At 45.4% G+C, this 13,416-nt stretch carries 8 protein-coding genes and 5 pseudogenes; 9 read left to right on the plus strand and 4 right to left on the minus strand.

The genetic code is table 11. The features are described 5' to 3' along the window. Positions 1-557: 557 nt before the first annotated feature. A pseudogene (locus JCM19037_RS29885) lies at positions 558-1,759 on the minus strand (NAD(P)/FAD-dependent oxidoreductase). After that, positions 1,659-2,247, minus strand: a pseudogene (locus JCM19037_RS04755) (class I SAM-dependent methyltransferase). Before JCM19037_RS04755 ends, JCM19037_RS29885 begins: the two co-directional pseudogenes overlap by 101 nt. Before the next feature lie 104 nt (positions 2,248-2,351). On the opposite strand from JCM19037_RS04755, the gene JCM19037_RS04760 reads away from it, so the two are divergent. Next, positions 2,352-3,521 carry an MFS transporter gene (locus JCM19037_RS04760; protein ID WP_307189729.1) on the plus strand — a complete coding sequence of 390 codons (1,170 nt, stop codon included), beginning with the start codon at positions 2,352-2,354 and terminating at the stop codon, positions 3,519-3,521. A 40-nt stretch (positions 3,522-3,561) separates the two neighbouring features. Here the strand turns inward: JCM19037_RS04760 and JCM19037_RS25510 are convergent, their stop codons facing one another. Then, positions 3,562-3,699, minus strand: coding sequence for a hypothetical protein (locus JCM19037_RS25510; protein WP_193744234.1), 138 nt, complete (start codon positions 3,697-3,699; stop codon positions 3,562-3,564). Positions 3,700-3,996: 297 nt separating this feature from the next. Between JCM19037_RS25510 and leuS the strand changes: the two are divergent. The 4 genes and pseudogenes from leuS (at position 3,997) to JCM19037_RS04780 (ending at position 7,701) form a co-directional block, all read left to right on the plus strand. Then, positions 3,997-6,413 (plus strand): annotated as a pseudogene (gene leuS / locus JCM19037_RS04765) (leucine--tRNA ligase). A 64-nt stretch (positions 6,414-6,477) separates the two neighbouring features. Beyond that, entirely contained in the window at positions 6,478-7,023 is a 546-nt protein-coding gene (locus JCM19037_RS04770; protein ID WP_238544547.1) for a shikimate kinase, read from the plus strand. Between the two features lie 64 nt (positions 7,024-7,087). Next, a complete protein-coding gene (locus tag JCM19037_RS04775; RefSeq protein ID WP_238544548.1) occupies positions 7,088-7,384 on the plus strand; it encodes a hypothetical protein in 297 nt (98 codons plus the stop codon). A 122-nt stretch (positions 7,385-7,506) separates the two neighbouring features. Next, the gene (locus JCM19037_RS04780) at positions 7,507-7,701 is read left to right on the plus strand and encodes a helix-turn-helix transcriptional regulator (RefSeq protein WP_042398432.1); all 195 of its coding nucleotides are present in this window, start codon (positions 7,507-7,509) and stop codon (positions 7,699-7,701) included. 1,632 nt (positions 7,702-9,333) lie between these two features. Here JCM19037_RS04780 and JCM19037_RS04785 read toward each other — a convergent pair. Beyond that, a pseudogene (locus JCM19037_RS04785) lies at positions 9,334-10,599 on the minus strand (NAD(P)/FAD-dependent oxidoreductase). Between the two features lie 154 nt (positions 10,600-10,753). Between JCM19037_RS04785 and JCM19037_RS04790 the strand changes: the two are divergent. From JCM19037_RS04790 to JCM19037_RS26730, 4 genes and pseudogenes are all read left to right on the plus strand, one after another. After that, positions 10,754-11,157: pseudogene (locus tag JCM19037_RS04790) on the plus strand (secondary thiamine-phosphate synthase enzyme YjbQ). Between the two features lie 23 nt (positions 11,158-11,180). Next, positions 11,181-11,531 carry a hypothetical protein gene (locus tag JCM19037_RS26725; RefSeq protein WP_152548945.1) on the plus strand — a complete coding sequence of 117 codons (351 nt, stop codon included), beginning with the start codon at positions 11,181-11,183 and terminating at the stop codon, positions 11,529-11,531. 200 nt (positions 11,532-11,731) lie between these two features. After that, positions 11,732-12,934 carry a polysaccharide biosynthesis protein gene (locus JCM19037_RS04795; protein WP_238544549.1) on the plus strand — a complete coding sequence of 401 codons (1,203 nt, stop codon included), beginning with the start codon at positions 11,732-11,734 and terminating at the stop codon, positions 12,932-12,934. Between the two features lie 49 nt (positions 12,935-12,983). Next, a complete protein-coding gene (locus JCM19037_RS26730) occupies positions 12,984-13,349 on the plus strand; it encodes a polysaccharide biosynthesis C-terminal domain-containing protein (RefSeq protein WP_238544550.1) in 366 nt (121 codons plus the stop codon). The last annotated feature ends 67 nt before the right edge of the window (positions 13,350-13,416 follow it).

Here is a 13,416-nt window from a genome sequence, read left to right on the forward strand (position 1 = left end):
CGCGGAGGACCGGCCGAGCCTCCTCGGTCTTACGACCTGCGGGGTCTCGTCTCGGCCCTTCTTCCGCAGGCGTCACCGCCTTTCGTTCCAATCAACGGCACTGAATAGGCTACGTTTCTGAACTGGGGTTGCTCAATTTTGGCATTCAACTAAATCCATACACTTTGGAGGTCAATAGCAGTAGATGCCCATCATTGCTACGTCTATTGTAAACGATTAAGATCGATCTCAAAGCCGATGAACGTTAGGCTTTAACGGTTGGTCTACCATTCGTTCGTGAAGAAATTCTTTCGTTCAACTTATATAGATAGTGTGAACTTTAGGTTTTCCTGATTGCGTTATTAATAGTTGCTTTCCTCTACAGGCGGATGCTCATGGGGTGAATGTGATCACTCATAATCACTCTGCTTATTGTAGGTTGTGCACGTATTTGACATCGAAGTGCACACATTCGACAAAGACCCCCCCTAAGCCCCGATGAAAGAGAACTACCATGCCCTTGAGCAGTACTCTACGTTCTTCGTCTCCGGTAGCAAGGCTTGCTGCAGGAGATTGTATTATTGGCTCATCGTAGGCTTGAAATTGGGTGCGTACCGACTTGTATCAAGATCAGGAGCGTGACCTAATGCCATACTACTGAGTACAGTGCCTAAGTAAGGACCCATCGTTAGGCCTGTGGACCCGAGACCGTTTGCAAAAAGAATATGGGGGAAACTTGGAAACGGGCCAAACGCAGGCAAGAAGTTTTCTGTGTACGGGCGAAATCCTACACGCGTACCAACGACTTCAGTATCTGTCAAACTAGGAAACGATTCATAGCACTGTTCGAGAATGGTTTCAATTCCCTCACGTGTAGGCGTAGGATCGAATTGTTCGGTATCCGTATGTGTCGTCCCGACGATAATTTTCTTATTGCTAAACGGAACGATATATTGTGTTCCTTGTGGGATGAGCACCGGACTGTCTTTAGTAAACACGGGTGATGCCAAATGAATGATTTCAGCTTTTTGGTGAGAGACGACGGGTTGAAGGTTCAAGGTGTGTAACCATTCATTCGCCCACGCACCTGCTGTTAATACGATTTGGTCAGCTTCCAAACGCTCCCCATCGACAAATAATTCTCCAGACTCATTGATGGTTGCATTGGCATGAAGCATTGTGACGCCATTTGCTTCTGCTGTATTCTGAGATTGTTGACGAGTTTTTCGCCATCAACTCGCGCGCCGCCTTCGACATATAAGCCGTATGGTTCAACTGGTGTGACGGTTGTATAATCAGCAAAGTTATCACGGTCGAGAGGGATGAGCTCTCCGATTTCTGGTGCATCGAGACGTTTCTTCTTTGCACGCTCGAGCATTTGATCTCGTTTTTCTTTAGAGGGACTGAGGGCGATGGCGCCGCTACGATAAAACCCGGTGTCATCGTTACGAATCGAAGATAATTCTGCGACGAGTTTCGGATAATAGGCAGCGCCGTTTTTCACTAACGTGTACCAATCTTTATTTCGTCGTTGTGATAGCCAAGGACAAATGATGCCAGCCGCCGCTCGGGTTGCTTGTCCAGCATCTTGACGGTCAACAACGACAACATTTGCATCTGACTTTGACAACTCATAAGCAGTGCTCATGCCAAGTATGCCTCCACCAACGATGACAATTTTACGCATCGTTCTCTGCCCCTTTTCTTTTTTCAATCGCCAAAATAAACGGAGGGTCATTCGTGTGATTGATGAATTCGTATCGGGCGACAAGTGCTTCATGATGCGAGAGGGAGCATGTGAACTTCACCAATGCATCCCGTTCTTTCTTTCCTTCCTCATGACCGTAATAGACTACGATGATAATGACCGCGCCTCTTGGCATGACACTGAGCAACTGCCTGACGGACGTAATCGTAGATGATGGTGAAGTGACGATGGTTTTATCGCCGCCCGGCAAGTAACCGAGATTGAATATTGCTGCTTTTGGGCTGTGTCCATTTAGATAGGTCATTACATTGGCATGACTGTCCTGGATCAGTTCAACATTGCTATGATCAATCTGCCTGTCCTCAAGGCGTTTTTTTCGTGTGTTGGAGTGCTTCTTTTTGTATATCAAAACTGAGGACATACCCAGTATGTCCAACGACTTCTCGTAAAAATAATGTATCGTGACCGTTGCCGGCAGTGGCATCCATTGCCGTATCGCCTTCTGACAACGATTCTTCGAGTAGTGTGCGTACAAACGGTAAAATCTTAGGTACAGACAAAGTTTTTTTCCTCATTTCCTTATCATTGTTCGTCAATTAGTTTACCATGCGAGCATTGCCAGCTGCATTGAATTCGGTGTACACTGATGTTCGGTAGAAGGCAGGTGAGAACATTGCCAAAAATCATATGGCTATTAATTATCGGAATGAGTACGAACGTGATTGCCTCGTCATTTCTTTGGCCACTCAACACGATATACATTCATCAGCAATTAGGAGAGCCGCTCTCTGCAGCCGGGGTCGTTCTCATGATGTATGCAGGTGCTGGCGTCATTGGGAATATTATTGGCGGACGTTTGTTTGATCAGTTGGGTGGGTATAGGACACTCATCCTTGGGATGACGATCGCGTTAGTGAGCGCAGTTTGTTTAGCTTTTTTTCATGAATATTATCAATATATGGCCTTTTTAACAGGGATTGGTCTTGGGCACGGCATGATTGTTCCCGCCTTTTATTCTTTAGCAGGATCGTTATGGCCTGAGGGAGGTCGACGGCCGTTTAATGCGATGTACGTCGCCCAAAATGTAGGGGTTTCAGCAGGAACGGCTTTGGCAGGTGTTGTGGCTGCCTTTAATATTGAACTTATCTTTGCCGCGAACAGTTTTACATACTTGTTGTTGTTTTTATTTGCCGCGATCGCCTATCGAAATATTCAAGAGCGTTCCACGCAAGTGAAGTCACGAGAAAAAACGCCAGCTTTCAATGAGAAAAATATGAGAGCGCTAGTCATTTTGTCGGCAGGGTTCTTTATTTGTTGGCTTGCGTATGTTCAATGGTTATCAAACATCTCTGTACATATGCAAGACTTGAACATTGACTTGCGCAGCTACAGCATATTATGGACCATTAACGGGTTTTTAATCGTGCTCATGCAGCCATTAATGGCGATTGTCGTGAAAAAATGGGTGAAGACGTTAAAAGCTCAGTTGCTCGTAGGTGTAACGGTTTTTGCAGCTGCCTTTGCTGTACTGACAGGTGCAGAAGTATTTACCGGTTTTCTCGTTGCGATGCTTATTTTGACTGTTGGTGAACTTTTTGTTTGGCCTGCTGTGCCTACGATTGCCAATAAGATGGCACCAAAAGGTAGAGAAGGGTTTTATCAAGGAATTGTGAACAGTGTTGCGACCGGTGGACGAATGATCGGGCCGTTGTTCGGAGGAATCATTGCTGATTTGTATTCGATGCATATGGTGTTTGTAACGATCCTTTGCTTGTTTGTATTTGCGTTTATTGCATTCGCACTCTTTGATCGAAGCGTTGAGAAAGAGGGATGAAAAAGCGGCACCTTCGCTCTTAGTGAAGGTGCCGCAAACATTACTCATAGCGTGGCACTGGCTGTTTTCTTAAATAATCACGAATCGATTTTTTAAGCTTCCCAGTGAGTTTCTTTCGTTTATTCTGCTTTTTAGAATGAACGGCAGGTTCTCTGTCGTTTAAGATCTCGTGTACCACGTTGCACCCTCCTTCCAAGATCATGATTGCTTACGTATAGTATACGCTTATTTTCAATTTCATGCTCGTGGAATTTAAGAGCGGGTAACAAATGGCTAAACTGCCTGTCAGCCTTGACATTGACGAATTTCGAGCCTACAATGGCAATATCAAGAAATATGCAAAAGTAGCGATTTACCTGCTCAACAGTTGGAGCGGTGTATGCAAAATGTCTCCGAAGAGGGAGGCATTTTTCATTAAATCGAAAATGAAACCAAACATAAGTATTAATTGTTGTTTAAAAAGGAGGCGTCCTTTATGGCCTTTCCACATGACAAGATTGAGCAGAAGTGGCAAGCATATTGGGAGAATAACAAAACATTTAAAGCGGATACATCAAAAACGGATCAACCGAAATTTTACGCATTGGACATGTTTCCGTACCCATCCGGTGCAGGGTTGCACGTCGGTCATCCTGAAGGATATACAGCGACAGACATTCTTTCAAGAATGAAACGGATGCAAGGATACAATGTGCTTCATCCTATGGGCTGGGATGCATTTGGTCTTCCAGCAGAGCAATACGCATTGGATACGAACCAACACCCAAACACGTTTACCGAAAAAAACATCGGAACGTTCAAGCGTCAAATTAAAGAACTTGGGTTCTCTTATGATTGGGATCGCGAAATTAGCACGACCGATCCAGATTACTATAAATGGACACAATGGATCTTCATTCAACTGTACAAGCAAGGTCTTGCGTATGTCGATGAAGTAGCGGTGAATTGGTGTCCGGCATTAGGCACTGTTTTAGCGAACGAAGAAGTGATTGATGGGGTCAGTGAGCGCGGCGGACATCCTGTGGAAAGACGCCCGATGAAACAGTGGATGCTTCGGATTACAGAATATGCAGACCGGTTGCTTGACGATCTTGATGAGTTGGATTGGCCTGAGAGCATTAAAGATATGCAACGCAATTGGATTGGTAAATCAACGGGAGCAGAAGTGTCTTTTCATATTGAAGGTCATGAAGTGAACGTATTTACGACACGTCCAGATACACTATTTGGTGCAACGTACATGGTATTAGCACCGGAACATCCACTTGTAGATCAGGTGACGACAGCTGAGAAACGAGAAGCGGTGCAAAAGTATCAAAAACAAGTCGGAACGAAAAGTGATCTTGAACGTACAGATCTGGCAAAAGAGAAGTCTGGTGCGTTTACTGGAGCGTACGCAACAAACCCTGTGAATGGGGAGCGTATCCCTGTCTGGATTGCGGATTATGTGCTCATTAGTTACGGGACGGGAGCGGTAATGGCAGTTCCTGGCCACGATGAGAGGGATTTTGAGTTTGCAAAGACGTTCGACTTGCCGATTCGAGAAGTCGTTTCCGGAGGAGATCTCTCCGAGGAGGCATTTACCGGAGATGGTGAACATGTGAACTCTGAGTTTCTGAACGGACTCATGAAAGAAGAGGCGATTGAACAGATCGTCGCTTGGCTTGACGACAATGGTAAAGGTAAGAAACAAACGACGTATCGCCTTCGCGATTGGTTGTTCAGCCGCCAACGTTACTGGGGTGAGCCAATTCCAATGATTCATTGGGAAGATGGCAGTTTAACACCTGTCGCTGAGGAAGAACTGCCACTTACTTTGCCAGATTTGGATGAGTTCAAACCGTCAGGCACGGGTGAATCCCCGCTTGCCAATGCAAACGATTGGCTCGAAGTGACCGATCCGAATACCGGAATGAAAGGTCGTCGGGAAACGAACACGATGCCACAATGGGCAGGGAGCTGCTGGTATTATTTACGGTTCATCGACGCACATAATGAAGAAGCACTTGCTGACCCAGAATTGTTAAAACAATGGTTGCCTGTTGATATTTATATCGGCGGAGCAGAACACGCCGTTCTTCACTTGTTGTACGCTCGTTTTTGGCATAAAGTACTTTACGATATTGGGGTCGTGCCGACGAAGGAGCCTTTTCAAAGGCTTTACAACCAAGGATGATTCTTGGTATGAACAACGAGAAGATGAGTAAATCAAAAGGCAACGTCGTCAATCCAGATGATATCGTTGCTTCACATGGAGCAGATACATTACGTACGTACGAAATGTTTATGGGTCCGCTTGACGCATCCATCGCTTGGTCGACAAATGGCTTGGATGCATCACGCCGCTTCCTTGACCGGGTTTGGCGTTTACTCATTGAAGAAGATGGCACACTTACAAGTAAAGTTGTAGACGATGCGGGTACGGACCATCCGTTACTCACAACGTACCATCAAACGATCGATAAAGTGACTGTCGACATGACGCATTTGCGCTTTAACACAGCGATTAGTCAGCTCATGGTATTCATTAATGCGGCGTACAAAGAAGAGGCACTACCTCGAGTGGCGATTGAAGGCTTTGTGAAAATGCTCTCGCCAATTGCTCCGCACATTGCTGAAGAGTTATGGGAGAAGCTTGGGGGAACGACGACGATTACGTATGAAGCGTGGCCAGTTCTCGATGAGCGTTACCTCGTCCAAGATGAAGTAGAAATTGTCGTTCAAGTGAACGGCAAAGTAAGAGCGAAGCTCGTGATGGCTAAAGATGCGACGAAAGAACAAATGGAAGAGATTGCGCTGTCTGACGAGAAAGTAGCAGCGAATATTGAAGGAAAAACGATTCGAAAAGTCGTTGCGGTTCCTGGTAAACTCGTCAACGTTGTTGCAACGTAACGAAAAACCTGGTTGTCATTGTGACAGCCAGGTTTTTGTATACACGTAAGAAAGGGGGATAACGATGCAAAGAATCATACTCATCGGGCCGATCTGTAGTGGCAAAAGTTCGGTTGCAGATGAACTAACCAAACGATTAAACATGCCCCGGTGTGCCCTTGATGACGTTCGCTTCACGTATTACAAAGAGATGGGTTTTCGTGAAGATAAGCAAAAGCAGATCCATGAGCAAAAAGGATTTGCCGGAGTGCATGACTATTGGAAACCATTCGAAGCTCACGCTGTCGTAAGGACGCTCGATGACTACCCGTCTCACATTATTGATTTCGGAGCAGGACATTCTGTGTACGAGGACCGGAATTTGTTTAAGAAAGTACGTGAAGCTATGAAAGACGAGGCCCATGTCTTTTTACTACTTCCAAGTGCTGATGAGAATGAGTCGGTCGATGTGTTGAACGAAAGAGTGATGAATTTGACAACGGAGCAAGCCGTTCTGAACATCAATCGCCATTTCGTCCGCCATCCGTCCAACCGTAGGTTGCGACGCACACGGTGTATACGAAGTACAAAACGATTGCACAAGTGGCAGAGGAGATTACCGAGCTCATGAATATGAAATAACATGCTATACTAAAGTCTGTATAGTAGGATTGAACAATATAAGGGGGAAAACATTGCGATACGCACTTCATTTTCTCGTTGCTGTATTACTCACTGCATTTTCATACTATTCAGGTAGTCTGATCGTTACAGATGAGCATTTCGTTTGGCAGTCTCTCGTCATCGGTTTCACTGTTGTTTCTATGGGTGCATTGACTGAGAAGCTCGGTGCACCGATCTGGCTCATCGTCTTGATGCCATTCCCGATTGGTATGAGCTTGCTATTTATGTTTTTAGGAGAGTTGGTCGGGGTTTGGCCATTGCATATGCCGTTACGCTCACGATTTATACGATCCTTCATATGTTCGTAAGTTACTTGTTTCACTTTCATTCGCTCATCCCCGCTTGGAAGTTATCTAAACGTACGGTAAAGCCCGTTTGACAAAGAGCCCGTTATCTTATACGGTTTTTACAAAAAAGTAGGACTGAAACGATGGAAAACCGAATGAAAGAACTCCGGAAAGCGCAACGACTATCACAAGAAGGCGCCGCTAGTCTTCTCGGTGTATCTAGACAAACGATTATTTCTATTGAAAAAGGGGTGTATAACCCGTCGTTACCTCTTGCGTTTCAAATTGCTAAGCTGTTCGATAAGAAAATTGAAGAAGTGTTTCTATTTGAAGAATAGCCGCCAACGTGCGGGGATTGAAAGCCGATCATGATGTGGAAGATTACGATAATTTTTTGAGACGATAGTATAAGCGTATTAAACGATCGATAAATGGTTTCTTGATTTTGAGATTAAGGGGAGTAAAACGCGTAGCTAAAGGTCATAGAGAAATGGGTGTGACGATCATTTGTACTCACACATAGTCAAAAGCCATGTTGATACCCCTTAACAGGTGTTTAAGGTGATTTTGTTTCCAATCGATGGACGTTTCATTCCAAACAGACGTTTATGGAAGCAGATCGAGCGTTTTAAAGAAAATGAACGACAGTCTACTTCCATAGTTTTCTTCATTCTCACAATCATTCAGACGCTTTGCCGCGCTCACAATGAAAACGATGTCTGGGTATCATCATACGGTATAAAATTGCGAGACAGTCACTTAGCTATAGTCGAGGCAGTTTTTTGATTCAACATATGTAGATTGTTACGTCCGCAATCTAGATAGAATGAACTTAAGATTTTCCTGATTTGCGCTGTTGGGTGTTGGGTTGGAAGGGTAGCGCGGTGCTGGGTGCCATTTTGCTCGCAGTATGTTCCAACTGGAGCGCAGATTCAATGCCCATAAGCGAGCAACCTGTCGGCCCAGCAGGGCCGAAGCCAAATCCGACTCGGTTCGGCACGGTTCGCGCCGACGTCTTGTGGGTACTTCGGGGCGAGGGTGTACACATGACCCGGTGATCTGTTACCGAGTTTGCTCATTCTGTTACCTAGTTTAGGAGAATAAATCGCTTTTTCTGCGATTTTCGCCAACTTGAGAACAGTTCGGGCGCAACTCGAGCACAGTTTGTTTTCGCTTTCCACTGCAGGCGGATGCTTGCAGTCCAGACTATAAGTGCAACATCACCTCTCACTGCGCTCCGCTTGTGCTCGCTGTGTTTACTTTACAGTCCAGACTACAAGTGCAACATCGGTGATCAAAGTACGCCCACCGTGTTTTCTATGCACTCCAGAGCACAAGGGCAACATTACCTCGCCGCTTCGGTATGTGGAAAAGTCCAAATGCCTCATAAGTTCATATTTGTGACATTTGAGAAAGAAAAATCATGATTTTAAACGTGAATGTGCACATAAATGGTGTCAACTGTCACAAATATTGCGATTTGTGACAGTTGCGTGCCGAAAGTGCCCGGTTTGAAGGCTGGATTGTCACATACGTGACCAGCCGTCACATGCTTGTGCCAGGTGGTAAGCCTCGGTCACGACTTTTTACCCTTCGGCAAACGTTTCTCGTGTTGCCCGCAACCTTTGCAGTGACGAACAACGATCGACAACGAAGTTGTCGATGTGCAATGAGAAGAATTTCAACACGCACTATGCAAGCACTCACCCGCAAAGGCCCAACTCGGTCATCTGATTCAATGAATTTCTTTAGTTCACCCTATCTAGATCGCCAAAAACCAATATACCCCAATTTCCCGGTGCGTAGAATGTGGACTTTTCCTCGCTACACCGTCACGCTCGCAAAATGGGAGGTTTACTGAAAAACCGGATGTGTGTAAGAGCTCATCCGGTTTTTCAGTCGTCTCGGAGCTTCCCGTACGTGCCAAAGATGGTCATAACACTTCCTCGCCTAATTTGTTGTTAAATGGCTTAACTCGGTGTTTCATCATCTAATGCAGCGTTTTTACCTGCTGTATACCCTGTAGAGAATGCTACAGTAATATTAAAGCCACCTGTGTAGCCGTGAATGTCGAGTACCTCACCACAAAAGTATAAGCCTCGTTTCTTTTTGGAGGCCATCGTTTTCGGAACGATTTCTTTTATGGATACCCCTCCACCGGTGACAAAGGCTTTCTCGATGGAAAGTGTTCCGTTTGCTCGTAATGGAAATGCTTTAAATAGACGGGCAAGCTCTTCAAGCTGCACAGTCGTTACGTTGCGCAAAGGCATATCTTTGTCGACATTTCCATGCTCTAGAAGCAGTGCTAAGTAACGTTCAGGTGCGACGTTGCTCAGCGCATTTTTAATACTTTTTGCTCCGTCATCGCTTTTTCTTTGCTCAAAATGTTGTACGAGTTTGTGTACGCTCGTTTCTGGATACAAGTCAATCGTTAGTGTGACCGGGTTTTCGGGATGTTTCTTTCGTTCTTTCACGACGTATTGGCTACAGCGGAGTGCAATCGGTCCAGAGAGACCGAAGTGGGTGAAGAGCACGTCGCCTTCGTGCGTCACGATTGTTTTCTTCTTTTTGTTCCAAACCGTCATTTGAACATCTCGCAAAGATAAGCCTTGTACGGTCTTACTCTTAATGAACGGTTCGTTTAATGTAATCGGAACTTCAGTAGGATAGAGATCGGTGACGGTATGACCTGCAGCCTTCGCCCACGGGTAAGCATCACCTGTGCTTCCGGTGTGTGGCACACTTGTCCCCCCTGTAGCGACGATGACGGCATCGGCGTTGCTCTTGGCCGTTTTCTAACCGAATACCAGCAATTTGATCTGCTTGAATGATCAAACTTTTGACGCGTTGGTTCGTTTGAATCGTGACACCGAGCCGTTTAATCTCCCGAAGCAACGTTTCTACAACAGTTTGAGCTTTATCTGTAACCGGGAACATGCGCCCCATATCTTCCTCTTTTAAGCGGATGCCGAGGTTTTCAAAGTAAGCGATAATGTCCTCATTATTAAAGACGGAAAAGGGACTGTGCATAAATTTTCCGTTGCCGGGGATGAAAGATATGAGCTGCCCTAATTCCATACGGTTTGTCACATTGCACCTGCCACCTCCAGAGATGGCTAACTTGCGCCCGAGCTTCGTTCCTTTATCAACAATTGTTACATGTGCACCTTCAGTTGCAGCGGAGACTGCAGCCATTAATCCTGAAGCCCACCGCCGATAATGATGATTCTTTTCATACGTTTTCTCCTTTTTTATCTTGTCCTTCGTCATCATATCACAGCCGTTTTCCAATTCGCTACACAGCCTCACCCCGTACAATTGTTGAAAGTAGATACGTTTTTCACTTATTGTGGATGTAGATACGAACTGAAGAAGAGGTGAGAGAGGACGATGAAACGATTCTCCTATCAAACAGATAAGCATAGTGATATGATTGAAATTACCGATGATTTGCACGAATGGGTGCAATCCGAAGGATTTACAAACGGTGTGCTCACCGTATTTAACCTTCACACAACCGCTGGCATAACCATTAATGAAAATGCGACCCGGATGTAAAAACCGACTTTCTTCGCAGAATGAACGAAACGTTCCCTTGGCATGACGACAATGATCGTCACGGTGAAGGAAACAGCGCTGCCCATATGAAAGCGAGCACGGTCGGTGCGAGCGAGACCCTTCTTGTCGAAGGTGGCAAACTCGTTTTAGGGACGTGGCAAGGTGTTTATTTCTGTGAATTTGATGGACCGAGACGAGCACGAACAGTCGTCGCCTCGTTCCAAGCTGAACGCTAAATAATCGTAAGGAGAGGGATGACATGAGCAGGAGAGGTAGAGGTGGAGGTCGACCGAGAGCATCTTCAAGAAGACCGGGAGGAGCTAGAACAAACCGGCCATCTGGGAGAAATCGACCGAGAGCATCTAGTTCAGGTGGCGGTAATTTTAGAAAACAGAGCAACTCTTCAAGTGGAGGAGGTCGCGGAGGTTCGTTTCTCGGCGGCATGGCTGTAGGATCGATGATGGGAAGAAGACGAAGACGTGGTGGTGGCTATGGATACGGCAGAGGTCATGCCGGTGGATCTGGCGGACTAATGGGCATGATCGGTTGTTTCGGTATGCTTTTAGTCATCGGCGTTATCGCATTTATTTTGTATCTGTTACTCGGCTAATGGGAGAATAATCACAAGCAAAGTAGCAGTTCGGATAATGTTTCTAAAAATACTTGGTAACGTATTACGGAGAGGTTCAAGTAAGGGCAATAAGCTCTGTGGGGGACCTTGCCACGAATTTGGCAAGGTTCTTTTTTGTGAACGCTTCTACATATGGTAAAATGCGAGAGATGAGTAGGTGAAGGGTGCGTTGAAAAGGTATGGCAGAAAATAAACTCGTGCGCGGGACGATGATGTTAACAGGTGCAACTTTATTTTCCCGTGTGCTTGGACTTTTATACATATTTCCGTTTACGGCGATGGTCGGACAACAAGGGAATGCATTGTATTCCTATGGATATTTACCGTATACACTTTTATTAAGTCTCTCCACTTTAGGCATTCCGATGGCAGTGTCTAAATTTGTGGCGAAGTATCATGCGATGGGGGATTATAAGACAGGTCATCGGCTATTTCGGTCATCGCTTTTGGTGATGGCAATCACCGGCTTTTTATCATTTTTATTGTTATTTTTCTTAGCACCTTGGATTGCTGAAGGGGTATTGCCTAATAATGACCCGACGGGGAATCGGACCGAAGATGTGGTGTTCACAATCCGTATGGTGAGTATCGCGCTTATTATTATACCGATCATGGGTGTCATACGAGGGTACTTTCAAGGGTTTCAGTCGATGGGTCCTACAGCAATTTCTCAAGTCGTTGAACAGATCTTTAGAGTTAGTTTTATTCTTATCATTACGTTTCTTATTTTACAAGTTGGGGATGGCTCGATTGGGACGGCGGTAGGTTGGGCGACCTTTGGAGCATTTATTGGCGGGCTTGGTTCATTTCTCGTGCTCTTCTACTTTTGGCAGAAAAGAAAAGCAGGAATCTATGCCCAAATCAGCGAATCTAACACAGGAGCCGAGGAGCTTCCGCTACGAGGGATGTATAAGGAACTTATACGTTATGCGTTGCCTCTTTCGTTTGTAGGACTAGCGATTCCTCTTTATCAGCTTATAGACATGGCAACATTTAGCTCAGCGATGACGAATGGTTTTGGCGTGAGCGATGGGGAAGCTGAAACAGCCTTCGGGATCTTCGTAAGGACGAGCCATTCGGTAATTCTTATACCTGTAGCCGTCGCAACAGCGATGAGTGTGAATATCATCCCTGCGATTACCCGCTCGAATACAAAGGGCGCAATCGATGAAATGAAGTCCTACATTACGAAGAGTTTGCAACTCATTTTGTTTTTTACTGTTCCAGCAATGGTCGGTCTCATTCTTCTTTCCGAACCGGCGTTTGCGGCACTGTTCGGGATGGAAGACTACGTGCTCGGTGGCCACATTCTTGGAATGTATGCGCCAGCTGCTGTATTGTTCTCGTTGTTTGCCGTGACAGCTGCAATGCTTCAAGCATGAATCGGCAAAAGCAAGCCATTACAGGCTATTAATCGGCCTTGTACTGAAGTTGTCGTTAAACTATATACTCATTTCGTTATTTGGTCCCGGTGGGGCGGTATTTGCGACGTTAATCGGATATACAAGTGCGATTGTTTATAATATCATTGCGATCATTCGCCACACTGGTTATTCCATCATACCATTAGGAAAACCAGCACTACTCACAGTGGGAATCTCCTTTGTGATGGGGCTATCGGTATGGATTGTTCGTGAAGGAGGACTCGTTCTTTTTGATGCAACAACGCAACTTGGTCTCACATCTGTGTTGTTCTTCGGCGTTCTTACGGGTGGATTAGTGTTTATGATTCTCACGATTCGTTTAGGTTTAGCGGGTTCCGTACTTGGAGATCGTTTTAAGATGTTAAGAAACTGACATAACTGTGGTAGAAAAAGCATGCTAGAATGAAAGAATCATTTCCAAATATTAGGCAGGTGAGGAT

The sequence above is a fragment of the Geomicrobium sp. JCM 19037 genome, from assembly GCF_000698105.1.
Classification (GTDB): domain Bacteria; phylum Bacillota; class Bacilli; order Bacillales; family Marinococcaceae; genus Geomicrobium_A.